The following is a 23,443-nucleotide window of genomic DNA, read 5'->3' as shown; positions in this document are numbered from 1 at the left end:
TCGATGCGGCCGACGTCGGTGCGGATTGCACGACGGGCCGGCGGTCGACCTCGACGTCGGCGAAGTGCTGCGACGGTGCCGGCGCGGGGGCCGGGCGGGGCGCGGGCACCGACGCGTGCCGGGGCTGCTCGTGGCGAGCGCCGGCCGGGGCCTGCGGGGTGCGCATCATGCCGTTGTTCGGAAGCTGCTGGGGAGCCGACACCGGCAAGGGCGGCATCTGGCTGGTGACTTCGGCCTGACGCGGCGGCGGTGCGGCCTGCGTCCGCGGCGCGGCGGCCGGCATCGCGGGTGGGGTCACCGCATCCCGGCCCGCGGGCGGGGTGTCACGATCCGGCTCGTCCTCGACTGTCCGTACAGCATCCGGGGAACCGAAGAGCCGGTCATAGTCGGCGGACATGTGTGCCTCTCAAAGGTTGGGGAGTGGAGAGTATGCGGTGGGCGTCCGTGCGGTCGAAACGCGCGACGGACGCCCACCGGCATCCTCGTTCAGATGTGAAACGTGCTTTCGACACCCTTTTCCGTGGAACCCATGTCGTGACCGGCGTTGGCCACGGCGTGACCGAGGTTCTGTAGAGCCTGATTGAGCTCCTCGGAATTCTGGTTCCAGCGCTGCTGGACGGCCTGGTAGGAATCCGAACCGGTGCCGATCCACGCCGCCTGCAGTGAATTCAGCGCGCTCTGGCCCTCGGACAGCAGCCCGTTGACGCGGCCGACCGCGCCATGGACATCCGCAGCATCATTCTCGATACCGGCGAAGTTGTAGGAAATAGGTCCGCTCATTGTTGTCTCCTTGAGTGTTTCGATCGTCCGATGGTGGCGCTCAGTGGCCGAGCACGTTGCCCATGGCGTGTTGGAGGCTGGACGAGTTGTCGACATCCGTGCTGTCGTACTGCGTGCCGCTCTGCTGAATGTTGTGCGAGATATCGGAGAGCAACCGAGTCTGCTGATCGGCGGCCTCGTGGTAGCGCACCAGCGCTGCCTGCAGGGCTTGGCCCGCTGCAGGGCTGCTCATGTTCTGCGCCGCGGACGCGGCGATCGTCTCGACATGTGCGCGGACGGCCTGGAGTTCGCCGGAGATCCGGTCGAACGTAGCCGCTCCCGCACTTAATGCAGCAACATCTGCCTCAAGTGCCATGTCCCTACCTTCCCTCTCGTTACCGTTCCCGGTTTCTGTTCCCGCCGCGTCGGCGGGCTCCCCGACCCTGGTGGCCGGCAAGTCTGTGGTGGTGTGGACGACTTACCAGTCGTCCGTCTCGTCCTCGTCGAGGTCGTAGTCCAGCGGCGCGGGCGCGGTCAGTGAGCCCCGGTGGCCACCGGCACCTCCCTGGCCGCGGTGGCCCATCATGCCCATCGGTCCGCCGCCGGCGCCGCTGCCTTGACCGACCGGCGCCAACCCGGCCGCGGCTCCGCCTGCCGCCGCCCCGACTGCCACGGCCGACAGGTTGGGCTGGAGTTCCTTTCCGACCAAGTTCGACATCAGCGGCGTCCGCGCGGACGTCCCACCCGCACCAGGCAGCGACGCGGCGCGAACCAGACCCGCGCCCGCCGCCGGTCCGTTACCACCGATGGCCGGATGGTTGGAAAACGGTGTGGCGCCGAGCATTCCGACCTGAGCGCCCTTGTCGCCACCCATCCCCATCTGCCCGAACAGCGACGACATCTGCTGCAGCGGCTGCGTGAGTTGTTGGAACGGCTGGGTGACGCCCTGCATCAGCTGCTGCGGCGCCTGCGCCAGCGTCGACCCCACCTGTGAGGCCATCTGCATCGCCATCTGCGGGCCCTGCTGCATCAGCTGGCCCTGCTCAGCCGGCGACTTCGCCTGCTGTGCAGCCTGATTGGCCGCTCCCTCGAAATGTCCGGCCTTCTGGCCCGCCTCGTCGATCTTGCCGCTCGCGCTGACCTTCGCGATCGTGGCGTTGCGCGCCACCGCGCTGGCCATCCCCGGTGCCGCGCCGGTCAAGCCCGTCGCCAGCGCCGCCTCAGCACCCCCGGGGACCACGATCGGTTTCGGCGGCGCGATCGGCTCGAACGTCGCGTTGGTGAACGTCTCGGCCTGATAGGTGCTCATCACCGTCGCCGCCAAGTCCCACATGCGGACGTAGTCGGCTTCGTTCATCCCGATCGGGACCGTGTTCACCCCGAGGAAGTTCGTCGCCTCCAGCACGCCGTGCGTGATGTGGTTCTGCTCGATCTCGGGGATCTGCGGGGTCGCGGCGAAGGCAGTCGTGTAGGCGCTCGCCTGGGCGGAGGCCTGCAATGCCCGCTTCTGGGCCTGCAGCGCCAGCATCCGCAACCAGACGATCATCGGCATCACCGCGCTGATCGCCCGATCGGCGCCGATGCCCTGCCAGTTCTGCGCGAGCGAAGCCATGGCAGCCGCCAACTCGTCGGCCTGCGTCTCCAGCGAGATCGCCAGGGCCTCCCACCCCGCGGCCGCCTGCAACATCGGCGCGGGACCGGCCCCCGCCTGCAGACGTGCCGTGTTCACCTCAGGGGGAAACGCTCCCCACACGGGTGGTACCAGAATCGGTGGCGCAGCCATTGCTCAACCAGACGTCGCGGTTCGCAGATCAGATCAGCGTCGCGCCGTTCGCGACGTCGACCGCGTCGTAGACCCCGGCCAACTCGATGACCGTGGCGCCGGCACGGGCGATCTCTTCCTGGGCGAGAGCATTGATGCCGAGCGTCTGCACACCCTCGGCCATGAAGGCCGCCATGGCGTGCACCGACACCTCGTCGACACCGGCGGGAGCGAGTGCAGACACCTCTGTGGTCGCCGCGGTTCCCGTCGCCAGACCGCGCGCACCGTTGGCGGTGACCTGCCCGCCGATTCCGATGGCGCCCGGATCGTGATTCAGTGGTTGCATTTGCTAGCTCCTCGCTCGTGCTCGCATCTACACGGGTTCTTTTCCAGTTGTCCAGGGAATTGCCCGCTCTGCGCTGAGCCGAACCCCCGACCCGGTCATCGCTCGCGCCTGGTCTGCGTTTGCTGGATGACCGCTGTAATCATGTTAACCGCCCTCGTGGGGTGCTCCGAACACTTCTTCTGAGGGGGGATCGACATAGGCGGCCTGGATCACTTCCTTGGCATCCGGCGTAACGAAAAAGGCCTGGCCAGGCGGCCTCTTCTTGACCACGATCTCGCGGGACGGGAAGTCCTGTTTCTCCCCGGACAGGAACATCGTGGGGGTCCCGGCGCCGTAGGCAGTGCCGACGAACTTGTCCATCGTGGCCCGGTGCGCCTGGCTCATCTGGCAGGTGACGACGATGTGCAGACCGATGTCGGCGGCGGCCGGTAGCAGCGGCGCCAGGGGTGCCATCGGCGACATCATGCCGCCGGCGGCGACGATCATGTGCCAGTCGTCGACCAGCAGCACCACGTCGGGACCCGTCCACCACGACCGCTGCCGCAGCTGCGCCGGCGTCACGTCCGCCGGGGGCAACCGCTTGGTCAGATTGGCGGCCAGCGCCTTCACCGACTCCACCAGGCTGTCGTGGTTGCGGTTGATGCCACCGGCCGGCAGCAAATGACTCTCCGGCACCGCCTCGAGCAGTGCCGACCGGAAGTCGGCGATCATGAAGCGGACCTGCTGCGGGCTGTTGCGGGCACAGATCGCCTGCGCGACGGCGGTCGCGATCGTCGTCTTGCCCGATTTGGGCGCCCCGAAGATCAGCTGGTGCGGGGTGTTGTACATGTGGTTGTGCGCCACCGTGAGGTCCGACTCGCGTATCCCGACCGGAACGGTCCAGCGGGTGCGGTAGTCGCTGTCCGGGCCCGGAGGCTGCGGATCGAGCTGCTGCAGATGTACCCTGTCGGGCAGCACCCGCACCCGGGGGGCGGAGTCGGTGTGCCGGGCCGCGATCTCGCGCACCGCCGCAGCCATCGCCGGCACCAGGCCCTCGGCACTGTGCACGCCGTCGAGGCGCGGCACCCCGATCATCAGGTGGTGTTTCTCGGTCGACACGGCGCGGCCCGGCCTGTTCACCGGGATCTCGCGGGTGATCCGGTCGATCTGGGTCTCGTTGACGTCGCCGAGCCGGAACTCGACCTTGGTGCCGAGGTAATCGCGTACCCGGGCACGCAGCTCGGTCCAGCGCGGCGTGGAGATCATCGTGTGCACGCCGTAGGCGAGACCCTGCCCGGCGATGTCCTGCACCACCGGCTCCAGATCGGTGAACTCCGCGGCGAACGCCGGCCAGCCGTCAACGACGAGGAAGACGTCACCGAACGGGTCCGCGGAGGCCGGATGGTTCGGGTCCTCGCGCATCTGCCGGTAATCGGCCATCGACCCGACCCGGTACTGCTTGAAGGTCTGCTCCCGTTGCCGCAGAACCGCTTTCACTTCGGCGACCACTCTGTTGACGCGGTCGGGCTCGGCGCGGGTCGCGACACCGCCGACGTGCGGCAGGTCCTCGACGTACATGAGGCCGCCGCCGCCCATGTCGACGCAGTAGAACTGGATCTGCCGCGGGGTGTGCGAGGCCGCCGCCGACAGGATGAACGTCTGCAGGAAGGTGGACTTGCCGGTCTGCGGTGCACCGCCGATCGCGACATTGCCTGCCGCCGTGGCGATGTCGATTCCCCAGACTTCCTGGCGGTGCCTGCGCGGCTCGTCCATGAGGCCGACACCGATGCGCAGCGGGCGTCGCGCGTAGTCGCGCGCGACCAGTTCGTTGACCGGGGTGGGATCGGTCAGAGGTGGCAACCACATCCGGTAGGCGTGGTTGTCGCCGGTGGTCAGCTGTTCGAGGACGACCTCGCGCAGCACCTTCGAGTCGCTGCTCGTCATGAGCTCACCGTCGCATCCAAGATCGGGGCTGCCGTGAAGCGGTGGATCCGCAGACTGCGGTCGGCGTGGGTGCGTGGGCCCGCGTCGTCGTCACCTGCGCCGACGACCGTCGGCACGTACGGGGTGCCGGTGTAGACGCTCTGGAACTTCACCGGGTCCTCCATGCCGACGCGCAGGAAGCCGACACCGCTCTCCTTGTTGGAGATGTACTGCGCCTCTGGGGTACCGATGACGGCCTTGGACTCCGCAGAACTGGTGGTGCGCAGCGCGATTCGATAGGTGAGGTTGGGTTCCAGTTTGTCGATGCGGGTACCGCCGGTGTTCAGCGACTGCGTGGCGAGCAGCAGGTGCACCCGCAGGGATCGGCCCACGCGACAGATGCGGTCGAACAACTGCAGGAAGTCCGGGTGGTTCTGCAGCAGCTCGGCGAACTCGTCGACCACCACGAACAGCGTCGGCAGCGGCGGCAGATCCGCTCCGCGCTCGCGGTGCTTCTCGTATTCCGCCACACCGGACAGGGCGCCCGCCGCACCGACCTGGATACCGGCCTGCCGCAGGATCGACTGGCGCCGGTCCAGCTCACCGGTCAGCACCTCACCCATGCGGCTGACCAGCTCGGCCTCCTCTTCCATGTTGGTGACCACCGCCGCGGTGTGCGGCAGCTTCTCCATGCCGAGGAACGTCGATCCGCCCTTGAAGTCGGTCAGCAGCAGGTTGATCTGGTCGGGGTGGTGCGTGGCGGCCAGCGACAGGATGAGGGTGCGCAGGAACTCCGACTTACCCGAACCCGTTGTGCCGATCAGCATTCCGTGCGGACCGGCGCCGAACTCCGCGCCCTCCTTGATGTCGAGGTACATGACCTCGCCGGTCTTGAGTTCGTGGCCGAACGGAATGCGGAGCCGATCCCGGTCGGTGTCGGTGAACATCCGCCAGCGCGCGGGGGTGACTTCCTCGACCGTCTGCGCACCGACGATCTCGTGCCACTCCGTCGCAACCTTCTTCTGCACGCGGGTGCTCTTGTCGATGATCGTCCCGGTGATCGACCAGCCGGCGAGCTTGCGCGCGATGCGTTCGGCCTGACCGGGCGAGACCCCGTCGACCGCGTTGGCCACCAGACGGAACGGCGCATTGGGCAGGCTGTCGTCGGCCGTGCCGTCGGCACCCACCCGGATGCGGTAGCTCGACCGGTGGTTTCCCAGCGTCAGCACGGTCACCCCGGCCCGACCGTCGGCGGGGAAGCCGGCGCGGCCGCCGGCGAGGTCGATGACGACGACGTACGGGCCGTTCGGTGTCGCATCGGCGGTGTGCGGTCCGCGGGCGGCCAGATCGCTGAGCCCGTCCGGGCGGGTGAAGATCATCCGGGTGTTGCCCGCAGCGTCGGTGTCCGACTGGTGCTGCACGTGCGGCAGCCACTTCAGCCACGCCCAGGCCGGGTCTTCCGGGTTGTCGGTGAGCACCCGCATCTGCAGCATGTCCGGCGGATGGAACACCGCGAGGTGGCAGATCATCGCCGCGAGCAGACGGGTGGATGCGTCCGGGTCACCGCCGACGGCGATCGTCGGGAACGTCTTCAGCTGCACCAGCTTCGGGCAATCATGGATCAGGCCGTGCGTGCGCAGGAACTTGGTCACCCACATGTGGCTGACCGGTTCCAGGTGCGCTTGGGGCGCGCCGGCCGGCCCGGCGAGCTCGCCACCGACGGCCGGTTTGAGCAGCCTATCGACGGCCGGCTCCGAGCCGAGTCCGATCCGAGTGGCGGCGTAGAAGTCGGCGTTGGTAGCCCGAGACCACTGCCGGTGCGTTCCGATGATCGACAGCAGATCGTCGGGGTGCGGTGCGTGATAGTTGAAGAAGGTCACCTGTGCGGCCGCCGACGACGTCACCCGGGTCCGCAGGCCGGCGAGGTAGCGCAAGTATTCCTTGCGGTCGGCGTTGATCTCGGGCACCTTCTTGCCGCCGCCGCCACCGCCGGCCACCAAGCCGACCGCGCCCATCACCATCATCAGCGGCATCATCAGCATGTAGGGCGAAAGTTGGCGCACCCCACTGAAGATCATGATCGCGATCATGCCGAGCATGCAGCCGCCCAGCACCCACGGCAGCGCCTTCTGCATTCCCGACGGCGGTATGTCGATGCCGAGATCGTCCGGCGGGGTGACGTTGATCTCGCCGGGTGTCAGCCGCGGGCCGCGCTTGATGATCGGCGTGAACTTGCGTGTGGTCATCCGCCACCTCCGTTACTCGCCGGCGCGGCCTTGTCGGTATTGATCTTGCGCGGATTCACGTCGGCGGGCAGCGTGTCGTGCTCCACCAGCGCCGCCTCCTTCGACAGCACAGGGCCGTCCACCAGCAGGCTGACGACCTGCCACGGCGCCGTGGTCGGTGCGGTCAAACCCAGTGTGCCGGCGGTCTGTTCGTCGGGGATGCCGTAGCGCACGCCTTGCGGGTCGATGTAGTAAAGGCTCTCGCCGTAGCGCGGATCCGGTGACTGCAGCCGGATGTACTGCCCGCCGTTGATGTGCACGGTGGCGTCCCCGCTGATCTGGTCGATCCCGGTGGACATGGCGCTCGGCGGCAGGGGCAGGTGCCGACCGGCGATCACCGTCGTCTTGGGCGATTGGTCGCCCGGTTCCCGCTGCCACGCCCAGCACAGCGTCGGGGTGTCCTGGCGGCCCAGCATCGTCATCGGCACGTCGGGCAGCGGTGAGGTGTACACCCGCTCCGGAATGCGCGACACCGCACTGGCTTCCATCGGCGGCGGCGAGATCATGCCGAACGAGTTGGTGGCCCGCAGCGCGGCCGCGGTGGTGGCGTTGATTTTCGCGACCCCGTCGGAGAGCACCACATAGTTCTGTTCGTCGTTCTCGGTGACGGTCGTGAACACCGAACCGATCACCAATTCGGGTGGCAACCCCACCGTGTTCGGCGCACCCATCGCGGGGATCTCCGGCAGCCGCCACGGACCGGCGTTGGGCAGCGCATTGAACAACCCCTCCGAAATCGGAGTCGACCTGGCCGTCACCGGGATGCCCACCGCCGAGGTGACCGCGCGGTCGGAGAGATCGATGGCGTGCCGTCCGGTCGAGGTGACCAGCCAATCGGCCCCCTTGAACGACACCAGCATGCCCTGTTCGGGGCGCATCCCGCCGACCGAACCATCCATGGACAGCGGGGTGACCAGCACGGAGGTATCGACGGTCGGCGCCACGCTGTCGGGCTTGATCACCGTGTCGCACAGGCTCCACTGCGTCTCGGGGGACGCCGCGACCGGCGTGGCGTACGGCGCACCCGGGATGCCCAGCGGCTGGCCCTTCGGCATGTTGTCGAGTTCCTGGGACTTCACCGCAGACGGGTTGCCGACACTGCCGAGGATGAGCCGGGCCGAGGTCAGGTTGTACACCGGCCGGAGCTGGCCGCTGTCGGGCAGCACGACATACAGCTGATTCGTCGTGCGATCGACGAGAAGGCTGTCGCCGCCGCGTTTTCCGAGTGGTTTGAAGTACGCCAGCAGTGCCGCGCCCAGGCAGATCAGGACCGCGATGATGATGCCGGCGCTGACCGCGCGGCTGTAGAACTGCAGCGGATCGTCGAACATGCGGGTGTCGCGGCGGACGATGGCGTGCTCGACGCGGCGCAGGAGGAAGCGCCAGCCGCTGACCTGGACCTTGGTGGTGAGTCGGAAACCTGCCATCGTCTACCCGCTGATGTTCATCCGGCCGTGCACCGACGCGATCGCCGCTGCCATGTCCTCGCCGCTGATCTCGCTGAGCTCCTCGACGCCGAGGCTTTCGAAATCCATCGACCGGGCGAGTCGCATGTCCCGGCTCTGCTCCCCGGCCTCGACCAACTGCCGGGCGTACCGGCCGTTGCCCGCGACGTCGAGAGCGGGCTTTCCCCCGGCGGTGCTCTGGCTCAGCAGCACGGCCGCGTCGAGCACCTGCTTGGCGGCATCCTCGCTGAGCGCCGAATCATTGCCTTCGGCAATGACTTTGGCGATGTCGACGATCTCCTCCGGTGAGTAGGAGTCGAACTCGATGCGGGTCGAGAACCGTGATCGCAGACCGTCGTTGGTCTCGAGCAGCCGGTCGATGTCGTTGCGGTAGCCGGCGATGATCACGACCAGGCGGTCGCGGTCGTTCTCCATGCGGGCCAGCAGCGTGTCCAGCGCCTCGGTGCCGAACGGATCAGCCCGGCCGTCGCGTTCCTGCACCAGCGTGTACGCCTCGTCGATGAACAGCACCCCGCCCATCGCGCGGTCGATGGTCCTGGCGGTCTTGACCGCGGACTGCCCTTCGTATTCGGCGACGAAGTCCTTGCGCGACGTTTCCACCAGCTTGGGCTCGGCGATCACCCCGAGTCCGGCCAGGATGTTGGCCACCACGCGGGCGATCGTCGTCTTGCCGGTTCCGGGCGGGCCGGTGAAGATCATGTGCTTGGAGGCCTGCGCGACCTTCATGCCGCGGGCGGCACGCACCTTGGCCATCTGCGTGGCAGCGCGGTAGCGCTCGATCTGCTCCTTGACGCGGGTCAGACCGATCTGACGGTCGAGTTCGGCCTGCGCTTCGGCGAGCAGCACCTCCCGCCCCGAGGTGTCCGCCTCGACACTGTCGGGATCCCACGGGTCCCGGCGGGAGGCGATCTTCTCGGCCGTCGTGGTCTGCAACCGGTATGCCGGATCCCGCAGCGCGGCAGCCACATCCGGTGACGGATACGACGCCTGCAGCCATTCGAGCAACCGCACCGCGGCTTCCTCGTTACCCAGGCTGCGGTACGACATGGCCAGGTACCAGGCGATCGCCCGGTTGCACGCCTCCCCGGCCGGCGACGAATTGGCCTCCACCAGACGGCTTTCCGCCTCGGTGAACAGTCCGAGGTTGGCTGCGGCCACCCCGTGCGCCACCCCGGCGGCGGCGGCCAGAAACTTGTCCGGCCAGGTGTTGGCGGCGCTGCGGACCTCGTCGATCACGTCGGTCCACCGTTGCGCGGCGCCGTAGACGACGGCCTTCACCCACGAGACCAGGTGCTCGGCACCGGCGGACGGCACGTCGTCGAGCGCTTCCATCGCGTCGGCGTAGTTGCCCACCCCGGCCTCGGTGACCGCGAACCCCATCGTGATGGCCAGCGGCGAGTTCACCGGGTAGGTGATCTGCCCGAACATCCCGCCGATCGGCACCCGGGCGCCGACGCTGTTCATCGACAGCTCGGCGGCGCCGGCCAGCTGACCGAAGTTGGTCCGCGAGTACCAGGCGCGGAACATCGTCACCCGGTCGGTGTCGCCACATCGGATGCGGCCCACCCACGCGTCGCAGGCGGTCTCGTCGTAGTCGGTGATCTCGGTGAACATCTCCAGCGACCGCGCCGGAGAGGTGGGCAGCATGCCCACCGCGGTGCCGAAAACGCTTGCCAGATGGTCAGTCATGCTCACCTGCGTACCGGGTCGTGAACAGCTCGGCCCGGGCAGCCTGCGCCTGTTCGGGGGTGGGTAGTTCCAGGTCGCGCGTCAGGAAGTCGCGAGTGGTCGCGCTGTCATGGCCCTGTTCGCGCATCTCTTCGAGCATGATCGAGTACTGCGCGGACCGCGCGTCCTGGGTGGCCAGCCCGGCGATGACGACGATCTCCTCGCCCAGCACGGACTCGGCCATCGTCGTCGCGCCGGGTGAGAGATCGACCCGGTGGACGCGACCGTCCATGTACGTCGTCACCGTCACCGTCCCCGGCGGGTTGGTGACCGTGAACAACGGCATGGACACAGCTGCCTCGTCATCGGCGGCGACCTCGAAGGTGACGCCGTCACCGGCGGCGCCGGGGTCTTCGGTCGGGTAGTCGGCCAGCAGCGCAGACAGATCCGTCTCGCCCGCAGCGGAATCAGCGGCGCTGAAATCCAGCGCCGCCAAATCATCGCGGTCCTCGTCCTCAGAGGGACCGTGCGGGGAGTGTGTCACCTGCGGTTGCCTTTCTCAGTCCGGATACGCGGCGGCCGCGCCTGCGGAGTCGTGTCGTTCGAACCAGTTCCCTGACGGCAGGAACTCCATCAACCCGTCGATCGCCCGCTGCAGGTTCTCCGGGCTGCCCGGCAGGAAGCTCCCGTACAGCTCTCCGTTGACGCGGCGCGGGATCGACACGATGCGGCCGTGCGACGAGTCGAGCACGCCCGCCCCGACCCCGGCCTGAGAATACGTACCGCCCGGGTGACGCTCGTTCGCGGTGATCTCGACCCAGCTCGCCGAATGGTTGATCGCGTCGGCGTAGATCTTCGCCGACAGCGGGGGTTGACCGTAGCCGGCCAACTGGTCCGCCGTCCGCACGTCGGCGAGCCGCTTCGCGATCCCGGTGAGCGGTTCTACGGGGGCCGGGGACGCATCGCCGATCACCACGTTCACCATGCCGGCCAGGCCGATCTGCGGGGCGACCCGCTGGAGCACGATCAAGTCTTCGTCACGGGCGGCGACCACGTGTCGGTCGCCTTTTCGGCAGACGACGAAGCGCACCATCCGTCCGCCGACGTCCCGGCGCCACCACCGGCAGTCGAGCGTGCGGTCCGGCCGGCTCAGAACGTCCGCCATGGCCGCCACCTCGGGATGCGGATCACCGAATGCGGTCAGGATGCCTTGGGCAGTGAGGTCACGGGTGACCTGCTCGGCGACGATGCGTCGCTGGTCTTCGTACGGGATGTTGGGCCGAATCCCCAGCGCCAAAGGGAAATCCACCAGGTGCAGCAGATCCGCGATGACGAGCATCCCGTCGATGGTCACCTCGACGGCGACGACGTCGTCGTAGTGGGTGGGCTCGGCGTCGCCGAAGAGCGGACTGGCCATCACTGCAGCCGTCGGCTCGATGCGTGGTCGGTGGCCTCATAGCGGTGGGCCGCACCCACCAGGTGGTCACGCAGCGAGCCTGCCTGCGCACTGATGTCTGCGACCGCGTCGGCACGCGCCTGCTGCACCGCCCGCAACGCCGCGACGGTCGCCGACGCGATCGGCCCGTGAGACGCCAGGACGGGGACGTCACCGTCGAGCACGCGGCAGCCGGCGGCGACAACCTCCGTCGCGACCCGGTGCTGGACGGCTGCGAGGTCGCGAAGGTGCGTGGGCGTCACTGCGAGGTGTCCGTGCGACATGACCGGTTCGTCTCCTACTGTCGTCACTGCGGTGGGCGGGTGGGTGCCGGAGCCGGTGGTGGACTCGGTGCCCGTTCCGGCGAAGCGGCCGGCTCGGGCACCGCGGCGCCCACCGGGTCGGCGGATTCGGGATCGTCCGCGGCGGGCGGATCGTCCTGGTCTGTATCCGGTTCGTCCTTGTGCGTGTCCTCGCGGACGTCCTTCTCGGCGTTCGGTACATCCACCTGCGGCGCGGACGCCTGCGTGGCGAGCGACGGGAGCTGACCGGCGGCCGTGACCACTCCACTCAGTACCGCGGCCAACGGGGCCACCGCAGCGCCGATCATCCCGCCGACCGCGCCGAACGCCGACGTCAGACCCGACATCGGGTCGCCCTGCATCGGTGGCTGCTCGGCGGCGGTGGCCGCAGCGGGAGCCGGGCACATCGACTGCGCAGGCGGCGTGACCGGCGCCGGCGAGGTTGCCTCGAGGACGGGAGGGGAATCCGTCGGCTCGTCGGCGGGCGCAACGCCTACCGCATCGTCGGCGGGCAGGTCTTCGGCGGGTGCGTCCTCGTCGACCGGTTCCGTCGCCTCGACGATCGACGCGTAATCCTCCGCAATGCGCCGCAGCAGGTGGGCGTTGTCCGCGGTCTCGGCCGCCAGGTGGTGCAGCTCGGTCCCGCACACGCCGACCGCCGCCACCACGGCGGCCAACTCGATGGACGACGTCATCGCGGTCCCGACGCCGGGGATCGTCGCGAGCGAGCCCGTGACGCGGCGCAGCGACGAGAGCTGTAGAGCCTGATCGTCCAAGGTCTCGCGGCGGCGGATGATCTGGTTGGCCTCGCGGTCGATGACGGTGTGCACGTCTCGATCGAGCACTGCCAGCGCCTCGGTCGCACCGGCGAGGCGGCGGGTGGCCGCGGCGTACGACCGAGCGCCAGACCCTTCCCACTCTTCACGCGGGTAGGCGCGTGCGATGGTCTGGACAGCGGCGAGAAAGCCGGTCGCGCCGTCCGCGAAGGCCTCCCCTGCATCGGGACATCCGTGTCCCGTCGTCGAGCGCATTTCAGCGATCACGCGCTGCCCGGCGCCGAGTACATCGGTCGCGCCGAGCGGCCCGCAGGCGCCATCGCCGACTTTGCCGAGTGCACCGGCAACATCGGACACATCCATGCTCGACCACCCCTTCCCCCGGGCAGCCTACCAGCGGTTCACCCCCTGCCCAGACACTAATTTTCTGTACCGGCGACCCGTCGGCGGCTGGGAAGAACCGTGCCGACCTGGCACAACACCCTGAGAAGGGTCCGGCGTCACGCCCAGACCCCGCCCCGGCGGACAGGGCTTCTGCCGGCCACCGCGATACTCGAGAACACCGTCGGCCGGTGGGCGGGCACTTCTTTGCTCGCGCGGCTGACCCGTACTCTGAGCCGCGGACCATATCGAGGAGGAGACCCGCCGTGACCGACCGCGACGAGGTGGTGCGCAGGGAACCGGACCGACCCGACGACACCCCGCCGACGGCCCAGCCGCCCGTGTTCGGGTCGCAGCCTCCGGTTGACGGGGCCACCGGACCGGTGCCGCGACTGCGCCCGCCCACCTGGCCGCCGCAGGGTCCGCCTCCGCCCTCGTGGCCGGCCGGTCCGCCCGACCCCGACACGACGGTGCTGCCCATGCAACCGAGTTCCTACGCCGAGCGCATCCGGCCCGCCGATCTCGTGCCGGCGCGCAAGAGCGTCCCGGCGCGGGGGTGGCGGCGGGTGCTGTACAAAGCCACCTTCGGCGCCATCAACCTGGGCCCGTCACCCGCCGAGCGACATGTCGCGGCCCTCGAGGCAGCGATCCGCGCACCGCTGCGGGGACACTTCAAAGTCGGCGTGCTCGGCAAGGGCGGCGTCGGGAAGACCACCGTCTCGGCCTGCATCGGTTCGGTGTTCGCCGAACTCCGACAGGACGATCGTGTGGTGGCCGTCGACGCCGACACCGCCTTCGGGAAACTGGGCAGCCGTGTCGATCCCCGCGTGCAGGGCTCGTTCTGGGAGCTGGCCACCGATCGGCACCTCGACACCTTCGCCGACGTCCGCAACCGTGTCGGCAGCAACGCCGCCGGGTTGTTCGTACTCGCCGGCGAAGCGACGCCGGCGAGGCGCCGCGTGCTCGATCCGCCGCTGTATCGCGAGGCGGTGGCAAGACTCGACCGGTACTTCACGATCGCCGTCGTCGACTGCAGCTCGACGATGGACGCCCCGGTCACGCAGGAGGCGATGCGTGATCTGGACGCGCTCGTCGTGGTGTCCTCGCCCTGGGTCGACGGCGCCGCCGCGGCGGGTCAGACCCTGGACTGGCTGGCCGCCCACGGCATGAACAATCTGCTGCAGCGCACCATCGTGGTGCTCAACGACTCCGACGGTCACGCCAGCAAGAGAACGAGAACGATTCTCGCGCAACAGTTCTCAGGACACGGCCAGCGAGTGGTGGAAGTGCCCTTCGACGGCAATCTCCGGCCCGGCGGAATCATCGACGGCACCGGCGACATGTCCCCCGCAGCCCGGGTCAAGTTCGTCGAGATCTGCGCAGCGCTTGCCGCTCACTTCCCTCCGCGCTGATCGTCAGCTCGTCGCAGGCTCAACACCTGCCCGGTGATCAGGCCAGCGGACAGCAGGTCGCCCATCTGAGCCGACTGCCGTTCCGCGGTCTCCCACGCGGGATCCCCGCTGTGGCGGTTGCTCAATTCCTGTTCGACACGCGTGACACGCGTCTGCCAATCATCGGGGATCGCCGGTAGTTCCGACGTCTGCAGGCGCGCATCGACGGACAGCCCTGCCGCCGTCAGCGAGCCGCGCAGCGACGCCGGCGTCGGAAAGTGATTGCCCTCCGGCCTGTCTGCGGCGGCAAGCTGCTTCTGCTGCGCAACGAAGACCAGCAGCCCGATGCGACCCGGCCTGCGGACCACGCGTCGCAACTCGGCGAGCACGGCGGTGTGCGCGCGCATCGTGCACAGCACGCCGAGACACCATGCGGCATCGACGGATTCGTCGGCCAGCGGGAGCGCGTCGGCGCTGCCCTGCAGAGTCGGGTAACCAAACAGCGAGGAGGCGGCTCGGCAGGCGCCGGCCTCGGGCTCGACGAGTACCGGCCGCACCGGCAGTCGTTCCCGCGCATAGGCCGCGGGCCCACCCACCCCTGCGCCGCAGTCCAACAGGATCTCGCCGGCGCGCAGCCCGAGCCGCTCGATCAGCCAGTCGAGCGCGGCGGGGTTTCCGCTGCCGCGGCAGCCGGCGGGCACGCGATAGGCGGGCCCCAGATCACGTGCGACCTCCGCGGTCCATTCGGCGACGGTGTCGAATTCCGCCGACATTGCGTCACTGCCCACGGCGGACCTCCTCACGCACGCGTCGACCGACCTCGGCCTTGATCTCCGCGCCCACCCGGGTGCCGTGCGCGGAGGCCAACCCCGAGATGTTCACCCCTTCGACGCCGTCGATGGAGAGCAGCGCGCGGGCTTCGGCGACCGCGGCATCGATGCCGGCCTGTACCGGGTCCGGAGCCGCGATGATCGCAGCGACGATGGCGGCGTCCAGTTCGAGGCCGGGCAGTCCGCGCAGGACTGCGGCCGACACGTCATCGGTGACCACCGCGACCGCCCCCAGCACGGGGATCGTCAGACCGGCCGCGCGCGCTGCGGCCATGAAATCGGCCACCACAGCGGGGGTCGACGTGTGGTTCAGCACCGCCACTGCCGCACCCGCGTTCTGTTTGGCGACCAGCCGCGCGGGACGTCTCGAAGTCGTTGGCGCCGTGATGGTTTCGGGAACTGCTGCAGTGACGCCCAGCGACGCCGCCAGCGCGGCGAGGCGTGGGCCGTCCAGGTCGAAGGTCTGGGTGACGTCCGGGCGGACGTCGTACGCGCGGCCGTCGCCGGTCACGCAGAGCACCGTCTGCACCCCCAGTAGGGACAGGCCGCGCAGCTCCTGTTCGAGCACCACCCGGTTCCGGTCGCGGCAGGACAGCGTGATCCACGGTGTCACCCCGGCGTCGAGCAGCAGTGCGGCCATCAGGGTCGGCGGAAAATCCGGACGGTTCTGATGCTCCCCGACCAGGACCGCATCGCAGGACCCCGCCAACGCCGCCGCCGTGGCCGCCAGATCGGCCGGATCGAAGGGAGTGCAGCTGAAGTCGGTGAGAACCAGCGGCACTGTCGCCGGCCGGGAGGCCGCTATCGCCCCGTCCCACGGCACGGTGTCGGGGAAAGCGCATGGCCCTGGGCGCATTTCACATTGCCCGTCAGCACGGACACCGCCGCACGGGCCGTACTCCATGTGCTTCGGGCAGCCGTCTGTGCCGAGCCCGTCCGTCCGTGCCGCCATCGAACCTCCCGTTCGTCCCGCTTGGTGCCCACCCTGGTGACCCTGAAACCCGGTGCCGGATGGTTGGCCAGGCAGCGACGGCCCTGTCCTCGCCGACCTCAGACGATTTGTGAGATGAGCGTTTCCAGAGCCGCGGCGTCAGTGGACGCAATCGGCTCGCCGGCCTCCGCCTGGGACACGACGTGCTCGGCAACCCCTGCGGCCTGCGCGGTTTCCGCGACGGTGAGGTTGGCCCCGCGGCGTGCGGCGTACAGGCGGGGGCCCAGCGCAGCACCGGGCGCGTTGGACGCGCGCACCATCAGGTCGTCGTACAGGGTGCGCACCCTGCCCAACGCCTTGATCAGGGGCGGGGTGACCCGGCCGATGCGGGCAGCACTCGCGGCGACGGCCTCGAGCTGACGAAGATCGTCGAGCATCGCTGACACCCGGACGGGGAACGAGGGGTCCTCGTCCGGCGGGAGCGACGAGACGGTGCTCGACAGCGTGCCCAGTGCAGTGAGAACAGCCTGGGCGATCAGCGAGGTCTCGTCTCCACTCGGGGCAGGGGCGGACTCTCGACGGCGTTCCGGCGCACCGGTGCGCAGTCGCTCGATCGTGCCCGGGGGCCATTGGAGCACCTCTTCGAGCTTGGCGCGCGTGCGTTCGCGCGGCCAGCTGCGGCCCTTCTCGAAGGCGATGAGCGCGCCGGCGTTGATGATGCCCTCAGCGGCCAGTCGACGTTGGCTGATGTCGAGCTCGCGCCGGCGTGCCGCCGCCGCTGCTCCAGCCCGGACCATTCCGGCGTCGGCAGCATCGGCGTGCGCGCCGACCGACTCCGCGTTGGTCATGTACCGGCAATCCTCGATGTCGTCGGGCGGCGATGTCGCGTGCGCTCAGCGCTACGGCTGGAGCATGCACTGCAACGGTTCCTCCGTAAAACTACACCGCCCGCGCGCGATCAACCGCATCATTGCGACACCGATTCTGTGACGGCAGATTTTCGAAGATCATTGCTTTGACGAGGGATTTTACTGGCACAACGGGGTTGAAGCAGGCCAGCCCGCGATAATTCCGAAGCGCAAACTGTTGCAACGCTACGGTTTGTCGGTTAGCTTTCCTTCCATCGCGGCCGACGCGCCGCCCAGGCACAAGGAGCTACCCATGACCGCAACCCCGTGGGACGAAGGCCCGATCGGTGAATGCACCCGGGATCCCGACCGGTGGACCACCACGGCCGATGACGAGGCCAAGGCGATCTGCCGGTCCTGCCCCCGGCGATGGCTGTGCGCCAAAGAGGCGTGCGAGTCACCGCGAGCAGAGGGGCTGTGGGCGGGGATCTACGTACCCGAGGCGGGCCGCGGGCGCACCTTCGCGCTGCGCCAGCTCAAGTCGCTGGCAGAACTGAACGGCCATCCCGTCGGCGAACGTCGCGTCTACTACGCCGACATCGCCTGAAGATCGGTCAGGGAATAGCCTGGCCACCCCGCCCGTTGAGATCGTCAGCGGTGCCGGACATGCCCCGGGCTCCATCTGATTTCGTCGCTTCGAGCGACCACTCGCCGAGAGGCGCCATGCCGGTACCGCCCACCGAGACGCTCACCACGTGTCGACGAACCGCCCGTCATTGCGGTGCGGGAGGTCGGCCGCGGTGAGCGTTGCGGCGATGACCGATCGCGTCTCCGCCGGATCGATCACGTCGTCGATCTCGAACAGCATGGCCGCGTTGAGCGCTTTGGCATTCTCCTGCGCCGCGGCGGTCACCTCCCTGACACGGTCCTCCCGCTCCGCTTCGTCGGCGATCGCCTCGAGTTCTTTCCGCAAGCCGAGACGTACCGCACCCTCCAGACCCATCGGACCCAGATGCGCCCCCGGCCACGCGACCGTCAGCACCGGTTCGTGCAGACTTCCGCCGGCCATCGCCTGCGCGCCCAGGCCATAGCCTCGGCGCAGCACCACCGCGATCATCGGTACCTGCAGAGCTGCCCCGGCGACGAGCATCCGCGATGCCCGCCGGACCAGCGACTCCGCCTCCGCCGCCTGTCCCACCATGTACCCGGGGCAGTCGACCAGCGAGATGACGGGAAGCCCGAAGCCGTTGCACAGCTGCAGAAATCGCGCGGCTTTGTCCGACGCAGCGGCGGTGATCGCGCCGGCCATGAACCGCGTGTCGTTGGCCAGTATCCCCACCGGGCGGCCCTCGATCCGCGCCAGCGCGGTGACCATCTCACGCGCGAACCTCGGCCGGAGAAACGTCACCGAGTCCGTGTCAGCGAGCGTCTCGATGATCGGGGCCACGTCGTATGCGCGGCGTTCCCGCTCCGGAACGGCGGTGCGCAGCACGGTCTGATCAACGGCAGTCCAGTCGCTGCGGCCGGGCCGGAAGTAGGCGAGCAGTTTCCTGGTCACCTCGACGGCGGCCGCTTCGTCGTCGACGACGACGTCGACGTTGCCGTTGGGTTCCTGCACACTCATCGGACCCACGTCGTCGGGTGCCACGTCCCCGAGTCCGCCGCCGGCGATCATCGCGGGCCCACCCATTCCCAACGACGCATCGCGCGTCGCGACGATCATGTCCGACGTGCCGGCCAGCACGGCGTTGCCCGCGAAGCAGCGGCCCTTCACCACGGCGATCCGCGGGACGATGCCCGACAGCCGCGCCCACAGCGCGAAGGCGCGCGTGTCGAGCGCGGAGACGACCGGGTAGTCGGTGTCCCCCGGTCTGCCGCCCCCACCCTCGGCGAACAGAACCGTCGGCAATCGCATCCGCTCGATGAGCTCGAACAGCCGGTCCTTCTTCCGATGACCCAGTGCGCCTTGGGTTCCCGCGAGCACCGTGTAGTCGTAGGAGAGCACCGCGCACGGGTTGCCCGCGACCCGCGCGGTCCCTCCGATCAGACCGTCGGCCGGGGTCCTGGTGATCAGATCGTCGAGATCACGGCGCATTCTCTGCGGAGCGATGGCGAACCGCCCGTACTCGACGAACGATCCCGGGTCGACGAGATCAGCGACGTTCTCGCGCGCGGTACGACCCCCTCGGTCATGCCGACGCGCCACCGCGTCGGGGCGTGCCGCATCTTCTGTCAGCGCGCGGCGACGCAACAACTCGGCCAGGTCGGGACGCACCGCGTCGGAGTCAGGCATCGAGGTGTGCTCAGACATCGAGACGATCGATGGCCGATGCGATCTCGTCGAGTAATGCGTCGACCTGGCCCTCGTCGTAGCCGCGCTTGCCGAGCTTCGGCTTGTTGAACCGCACTGCCCGCACGTCGGCAGCCGACAGATGCCCGCGACCGTCGAGGCGGCGCGCGGCGAGAGCGACGAGGTCGCGGACCGCTTTCTCGTCGTATCCGCGCTTGCCCCAGGAAGGCTTGTCGAAAGTGATGCTGCGCAGATCGTCGGCCGTCACACCGTGCTCGCCCATGGCGTCCGACTCTAGCCAGTTGTCCACAGGCCCTGTGCACAAACGGTGACGGTCGTCGGTGGGTGTCCCTACGTTGGCGGTATGACGAACTGGATCAACACGGTCAGCCGTGACCACGTCGAACGCGCCGTCCGCGGGCGCTTCACTCAGGCCAACCACGGCAAACCGCACATGCTGCGCAAGATGGCCCGGGAAGACTGGCTGGTCTTTTATTCACCTCGGACGGTCTACCCCGACGGTCCGCCGCTGCAGGCATTCACGGCCATCGGTCAGGTCGCTGACGACGAGCCCTACCAGGTCGAGATGGCAGAGGGGTTCACGCCGTGGCGGCGGAACGTCGACTTCCTCGAGTGCAGCGAAGTCCCCATCCGGCCCCTGATCGAGCATCTCGATTTCATCGAGGACAAATCCCGGTGGGGCTACAAGTTCCGGTTCGGGGTGTTCCGCATCGACGACCACGACCTCGAGGTCATCCGTTCGGCGATGGTCGCGCCCCTGCGGGAGGAGACTACGGTGAAAGGATGAGCAACACGGACGCCGCGCCGGCCGAAGTCGATTGTGACCCTTCGGCATTCGCAGCGTTTGATGGCGTGCTGCACCCACGCGAGGTTCCGCTGGGTGGGCCGCGCGCGATCCGGGTGCGCCGGACCCTGCCGCAGCGGGAGCGGTCGCTGATCGGGGCATGGTGTTTCGCTGACCACTACGGTCCGCACGATCTGCGGGGCGGACGGGGCATGGATGTGCCGCCGCATCCGCATACCGGGCTGCAGACGGTGAGCTGGTTGTTCAGCGGACTGATCGAACACCGGGACAGCAACGGGGTGCACGCGATGGTGCGCCCGGGAGAGCTGAACCTGATGACGGCCGGGGCGGGCATCTGCCACTCCGAGGTGTCGATGGCCAGCAGCCCGGTGTTGCACGGTGTGCAGTTGTGGGTCGCACTCCCGGGCTCCGACCGGCACACCGCCCGCGATTTCGCCCATCACGTGCCGCAGCCCCGCACCCGGGGCGGACTCACCGCGCGGGTGTTCCTCGGTGAACTCGACGGCGAACGGTCGCCGGTGCACACCTTCACCCCGCTTCTCGGCGCCCAGCTCGATCTGGCACCTGGAACGCGGGTCGCACTCGACATCGACAGCGCATTCGAGCACGGTGTACTCGTCGACCAGGGCAGCGTGGACGCGTGCGGTGCTCAGCTCGGGATCGCCGATATGGGGTTCCAGGGCGCCGGGCACGACAGCCTGCACCTGATCAACCGCGGCGACGGTCCGGCCCGGGTCGTGCTGCTCGGCGGTGTGCCGTTCACCGAAGACCTGCTGATGTGGTGGAACTTCGTCGGCCGCAGCCATGACGAGATCGTCGCCTACCGCGAGGAGTGGCAGAACCACGACGTCCGCTTCGGGGCAGTCACCGGCTACCAGGGCGACACCGTCCGGCTGCCGGCGCCGCCGCTGCCGCACGCCACCTTGAAGCCTCGACCCCAACCTGGGGTATAGAAAGCCCATGACCCAGGACAGAACAGGTGCGCCCACCGAGGTCGTCGCCGAATCCGACCGCTTCACGATCTCCGTCGACGGACAGCAGGTCGGCCTGGCCGATTTCTACGACTGCGACGGCGCGCGCGTATTCCCGCACACCGAAGTGGATCCGAGCTATCAGGGCCGCGGGTTGGCGACCATCCTCGTCCGCGAAGCCCTGACCGCCACAAGAGCGGCGGGGCTGCGGGTTGTGCCGCAATGCTGGATGGTCGCGGAGTTCATCGACAAGAACCCCGAATTCGCCGATATGACAGGAGAGCGTTCGTGACGACGGACAAGACGGGTGCACCCACAGAGGTCGCCGAGGAGCAGGACCGGTTCACCATCTCCGTCGATGGGCAGCAGGCCGGCTTCACGGAGTTCATCGATCACGATGGTCAGCGCATCTTCCCGCACACCGTCGTCGACGAGGAGTTCTCCGGGCGGGGTCTGGCGACCATTCTCGTGCGTGAGGCGTTGGAGTCCACCCGTGATGCGGGGCTGCGCATCGTGCCGGTCTGCTCCATGGTCGCCGGGTTCGTCGAGAAGAACCCTGAGTTCAACGCCATCGTGGACCCGATCACCATCGACGTGAAACGGGTCCTCTCGCGTCGCTGAACCTCAGAGATACTGCGCGGTGCTGCCCGAGACCGGCATCGCACCCATACCGAGCTTGCGATGGTCCCAGCTGCGCAACCGTGACGGCACCACCCGGACGCTGACGCGGTTGTTCATCATCTGATCGACGAAGGGCCGCATGTCCTCGGTGTAGGGCCCGGTGTAACGCTCCCAGACGCTGATCCCGACCCGGAGATTCGTCTCCGGGTCGTCGTGGATCTCGGCCGTGCCGTCGATCGACACTCCCCGCAGCGTGTCGTAGGTCAGGCCGTCCTCGACCATCACCGTGACGGTCGGATCGCGACGGATGTTGACCGCCTTCTGCGACTTGGCTTTGGTCTCGAACCAGATCTCGCCGTCGATCACGGCGTACCACATCGCCACCAGATGCGGCCGCCCGCTCGGCAGCACAGTCGCCAGGGTCGCCGTGCGACTCCGGTCGATGAACTCGGTGATCTCATCGTCGGTCATGACGATCTTCGCGCGTTCGTTCTTGCCCACGACTCGCATACTTCCAGGTGGCCTGCGCCGGCGACGGTTGGGTCGTTTGACATCGCGCTGCGGTGGTACGCGACGCCCGGGGTAGCTACGGGGCGGCCGTAGTCCCAAGGCCTCGCGGGTTCAGCACCAGCCCGCGAGGCCGCCTCATATCCACAGGTTTCGAACGTCTGTGCGATGGGCATTCCCGGGAGCATGACCGATAACCAAGCGCCACAGGAGAATCCCGAGAAGGACCCGTCGCAGTGGGTGACGGGTGACGAGCCCATGACCGGGGCGCAACGCAGCTATCTGCACACGCTCGCACAGGAGGCGGACACCGAAGTCCCCGAGGACGTCACGAAAGCGCAGGCCTCGGAGATGATCGACGAGCTGCAGCAGCAGACCGGCCGCGGTGCATGAGGTCGACTCAGTAAAGGGCCACAGGGGGCAAAGGGCGGATACCTCCGCCGCTGTGACTCCCGGCAAATCGGACGGTTCCGTCGTGCGCACCGGTGAGTGCCAGCGTTCCGATGCGGCGGAATCGTCCGATGGGCCCGCTGATCATGAAGCTGACCTCACTTCCGGCCGAAAACCGCACGTCGGGACCAGTGGTCTCGGGGCGTCCACCGAACGCGATCGGTTGCAGCCCCGCCATGTACAGCCACAGCGAGGAATACAGCGGCGCGACCGCGTCGGCCGGCAGCACCGCGTGGTGCATCGGTGCTCCATCGCCGGATGAGGCCAGCAGGAAATCCTGATCCCGGCCCGCACCGTAGACATCAGGCAGCTTGATGCACAGCTTTCTCGCGACCTGCCCGGGATCGTCCGGGCCCACCTGCACGATCGCGCTATGGGTCGCACCGGGTCGAAGCACATCGACGGCCGGGGTTTTGGCGTCTCGGTCGATGGTCAGCGTGGCGGCGAAATACTCTCCACCGGAACGGAAGAGGTCTTGTACGAGGCCGACGGCGGCTCCGGCCGTGTCGCGCACGACACGAGCTCCAGCAGCCAGATCGGGCGACAGGGCAATGGACATGCCGGGCTCATACCCGCGGTTCAGGTCGGCGAAGCGAACATATTCGTGACACGATTATTAGATGGTCTCTGTTCACTGCTTGCGCCTCGCCGCGGCGGTCGCCGCGGGCCTGCTCCTGACCACCGCCGCTCCGGCAG

General features: G+C 68.4%; 27 protein-coding genes. 7 read left to right on the top strand and 20 right to left on the bottom strand.

Annotation, left to right across the window (positions count from 1 at the left end; all coding sequences use genetic code 11):
* The 13 genes from DMB80_RS25510 to DMB80_RS25450 form a co-directional block, all read right to left on the bottom strand.
* Positions 1-397 (bottom strand): ESX-1 associated ATP-binding protein EpsI N-terminal domain-containing protein (locus DMB80_RS25510; protein WP_420812235.1); only part of this gene is annotated, 397 nt, incomplete at its 3' end.
* A gap of 89 nt (positions 398-486) precedes the next feature.
* Positions 487-780: a WXG100 family type VII secretion target gene (locus DMB80_RS25505; RefSeq protein WP_111512395.1), complete on the bottom strand. Its 294-nt coding sequence runs from the start codon at positions 778-780 to the stop codon at positions 487-489.
* Positions 781-820: 40 nt separating this feature from the next.
* Complete coding sequence (locus tag DMB80_RS25500; RefSeq protein ID WP_111512394.1) at positions 821-1,135, bottom strand: WXG100 family type VII secretion target; 315 nt, start codon at positions 1,133-1,135, stop codon at positions 821-823.
* A 102-nt stretch (positions 1,136-1,237) separates the two neighbouring features.
* Positions 1,238-2,542, bottom strand: coding sequence for a PPE family protein (locus DMB80_RS25495; RefSeq protein WP_111512393.1), 1,305 nt, complete (start codon positions 2,540-2,542; stop codon positions 1,238-1,240).
* Positions 2,543-2,570: 28 nt separating this feature from the next.
* A complete protein-coding gene (locus DMB80_RS25490; protein ID WP_111512392.1) occupies positions 2,571-2,867 on the bottom strand; it encodes a PE family protein in 297 nt (98 codons plus the stop codon).
* A 144-nt stretch (positions 2,868-3,011) separates the two neighbouring features.
* The gene (gene eccCb / locus DMB80_RS25485) at positions 3,012-4,790 is read right to left on the bottom strand and encodes a type VII secretion protein EccCb (RefSeq protein WP_111512391.1); all 1,779 of its coding nucleotides are present in this window, start codon (positions 4,788-4,790) and stop codon (positions 3,012-3,014) included.
* On the bottom strand, positions 4,787-7,015 hold the full coding sequence (eccCa, locus tag DMB80_RS25480) for a type VII secretion protein EccCa (RefSeq protein ID WP_111512390.1): 2,229 nt from the start codon (positions 7,013-7,015) through the stop codon (positions 4,787-4,789). Before eccCa ends, eccCb begins: the two co-directional genes overlap by 4 nt.
* Entirely contained in the window at positions 7,012-8,481 is a 1,470-nt protein-coding gene (gene eccB, locus DMB80_RS25475; RefSeq protein ID WP_048424872.1) for a type VII secretion protein EccB, read from the bottom strand. The genes eccCa and eccB overlap by 4 nt, the downstream gene beginning before the upstream one ends.
* 3 nt (positions 8,482-8,484) lie before the next feature.
* Positions 8,485-10,209 carry a type VII secretion AAA-ATPase EccA gene (eccA, locus tag DMB80_RS25470; protein ID WP_111512389.1) on the bottom strand — a complete coding sequence of 575 codons (1,725 nt, stop codon included), beginning with the start codon at positions 10,207-10,209 and terminating at the stop codon, positions 8,485-8,487.
* Positions 10,202-10,732: a hypothetical protein gene (locus DMB80_RS25465; RefSeq protein WP_162938715.1), complete on the bottom strand. Its 531-nt coding sequence runs from the start codon at positions 10,730-10,732 to the stop codon at positions 10,202-10,204. Before DMB80_RS25465 ends, eccA begins: the two co-directional genes overlap by 8 nt.
* 15 nt (positions 10,733-10,747) lie before the next feature.
* Positions 10,748-11,605 (bottom strand): ESX secretion-associated protein EspG, encoded by an 858-nt coding sequence (locus DMB80_RS25460; RefSeq protein ID WP_111512388.1) that lies wholly within the window; start codon positions 11,603-11,605, stop codon positions 10,748-10,750.
* A complete protein-coding gene (locus DMB80_RS25455; RefSeq protein WP_111512387.1) occupies positions 11,605-11,907 on the bottom strand; it encodes a type VII secretion target in 303 nt (100 codons plus the stop codon). The genes DMB80_RS25460 and DMB80_RS25455 overlap by 1 nt, the downstream gene beginning before the upstream one ends.
* 23 nt (positions 11,908-11,930) lie before the next feature.
* Positions 11,931-13,064, bottom strand: coding sequence for an EspA/EspE family type VII secretion system effector (locus DMB80_RS25450; RefSeq protein WP_111512386.1), 1,134 nt, complete (start codon positions 13,062-13,064; stop codon positions 11,931-11,933).
* A gap of 284 nt (positions 13,065-13,348) precedes the next feature.
* Between DMB80_RS25450 and DMB80_RS25445 the strand changes: the two genes are divergently transcribed.
* Positions 13,349-14,494 (top strand): MinD/ParA family ATP-binding protein, encoded by a 1,146-nt coding sequence (locus DMB80_RS25445; RefSeq protein ID WP_240431386.1) that lies wholly within the window; start codon positions 13,349-13,351, stop codon positions 14,492-14,494.
* On the opposite strand, the gene DMB80_RS25440 is transcribed toward DMB80_RS25445, so the two are convergent.
* The 3 genes from DMB80_RS25440 to DMB80_RS25430 form a co-directional block, all read right to left on the bottom strand.
* Positions 14,476-15,246, bottom strand: coding sequence for a class I SAM-dependent methyltransferase (locus DMB80_RS25440; RefSeq protein WP_111512398.1), 771 nt, complete (start codon positions 15,244-15,246; stop codon positions 14,476-14,478). The two genes, DMB80_RS25445 and DMB80_RS25440, sit on opposite strands and share 19 nt — an antisense overlap.
* A 4-nt stretch (positions 15,247-15,250) precedes the next feature.
* Positions 15,251-16,255, bottom strand: coding sequence for a methylenetetrahydrofolate reductase C-terminal domain-containing protein (locus DMB80_RS25435; protein WP_111512385.1), 1,005 nt, complete (start codon positions 16,253-16,255; stop codon positions 15,251-15,253).
* Positions 16,256-16,353: 98 nt separating this feature from the next.
* Positions 16,354-17,082, bottom strand: coding sequence for a transcriptional regulator (locus tag DMB80_RS25430; protein WP_111512384.1), 729 nt, complete (start codon positions 17,080-17,082; stop codon positions 16,354-16,356).
* 313 nt (positions 17,083-17,395) lie between these two features.
* Between DMB80_RS25430 and DMB80_RS25425 the strand changes: the two genes are divergently transcribed.
* Positions 17,396-17,689 (top strand): WhiB family transcriptional regulator, encoded by a 294-nt coding sequence (locus DMB80_RS25425; RefSeq protein ID WP_046364638.1) that lies wholly within the window; start codon positions 17,396-17,398, stop codon positions 17,687-17,689.
* Between the two features lie 141 nt (positions 17,690-17,830).
* Here DMB80_RS25425 and DMB80_RS25420 read toward each other — a convergent pair whose 3' ends face one another.
* The gene (locus DMB80_RS25420; RefSeq protein WP_205538916.1) at positions 17,831-19,375 is read right to left on the bottom strand and encodes an acyl-CoA carboxylase subunit beta; all 1,545 of its coding nucleotides are present in this window, start codon (positions 19,373-19,375) and stop codon (positions 17,831-17,833) included.
* A 10-nt stretch (positions 19,376-19,385) separates the two neighbouring features.
* On the bottom strand, positions 19,386-19,655 hold the full coding sequence (locus tag DMB80_RS25415; protein WP_111512396.1) for a DivIVA domain-containing protein: 270 nt from the start codon (positions 19,653-19,655) through the stop codon (positions 19,386-19,388).
* Positions 19,656-19,736: 81 nt separating this feature from the next.
* On the opposite strand from DMB80_RS25415, the gene DMB80_RS25410 reads away from it, so the two are divergent.
* Genes DMB80_RS25410 through DMB80_RS25395 form a run of 4 tightly spaced genes read left to right on the top strand, consistent with a single transcriptional unit; the run spans position 19,737 to position 21,790 of the window.
* On the top strand, positions 19,737-20,180 hold the full coding sequence (locus tag DMB80_RS25410; protein WP_111512383.1) for an EVE domain-containing protein: 444 nt from the start codon (positions 19,737-19,739) through the stop codon (positions 20,178-20,180).
* Entirely contained in the window at positions 20,177-21,151 is a 975-nt protein-coding gene (locus DMB80_RS25405) for a pirin family protein (RefSeq protein WP_111512382.1), read from the top strand. The genes DMB80_RS25410 and DMB80_RS25405 overlap by 4 nt, the downstream gene beginning before the upstream one ends.
* Before the next feature lie 7 nt (positions 21,152-21,158).
* Positions 21,159-21,461: a GNAT family N-acetyltransferase gene (locus DMB80_RS25400; RefSeq protein WP_111512381.1), complete on the top strand. Its 303-nt coding sequence runs from the start codon at positions 21,159-21,161 to the stop codon at positions 21,459-21,461.
* A complete protein-coding gene (locus DMB80_RS25395) occupies positions 21,458-21,790 on the top strand; it encodes a GNAT family N-acetyltransferase (RefSeq protein ID WP_073684535.1) in 333 nt (110 codons plus the stop codon). The genes DMB80_RS25400 and DMB80_RS25395 overlap by 4 nt, the downstream gene beginning before the upstream one ends.
* 3 nt (positions 21,791-21,793) lie before the next feature.
* Here the strand turns inward: DMB80_RS25395 and DMB80_RS25390 are convergent, their stop codons facing one another.
* Positions 21,794-22,291: a pyridoxamine 5'-phosphate oxidase family protein gene (locus DMB80_RS25390; RefSeq protein WP_046364648.1), complete on the bottom strand. Its 498-nt coding sequence runs from the start codon at positions 22,289-22,291 to the stop codon at positions 21,794-21,796.
* Positions 22,292-22,483: 192 nt separating this feature from the next.
* Here DMB80_RS25390 and DMB80_RS25385 point away from each other — a divergent pair, with 192 nt between their 5' ends.
* Positions 22,484-22,690, top strand: a complete 207-nt coding sequence (locus tag DMB80_RS25385) for a DUF3072 domain-containing protein (protein WP_046364633.1) — start codon at positions 22,484-22,486, stop codon at positions 22,688-22,690.
* Between the two features lie 7 nt (positions 22,691-22,697).
* Here DMB80_RS25385 and DMB80_RS25380 read toward each other — a convergent pair whose 3' ends face one another.
* The gene (locus tag DMB80_RS25380) at positions 22,698-23,306 is read right to left on the bottom strand and encodes a hypothetical protein (RefSeq protein ID WP_111512380.1); all 609 of its coding nucleotides are present in this window, start codon (positions 23,304-23,306) and stop codon (positions 22,698-22,700) included.
* Positions 23,307-23,443 lie beyond the last annotated feature (137 nt).

It is taken from the genome of Mycobacterium kyogaense (genome assembly GCF_003254575.1).
GTDB lineage: Bacteria > Actinomycetota > Actinomycetes > Mycobacteriales > Mycobacteriaceae > Mycobacterium > Mycobacterium kyogaense.
This window is presented reverse-complemented; position numbering and strand designations above follow the sequence as displayed.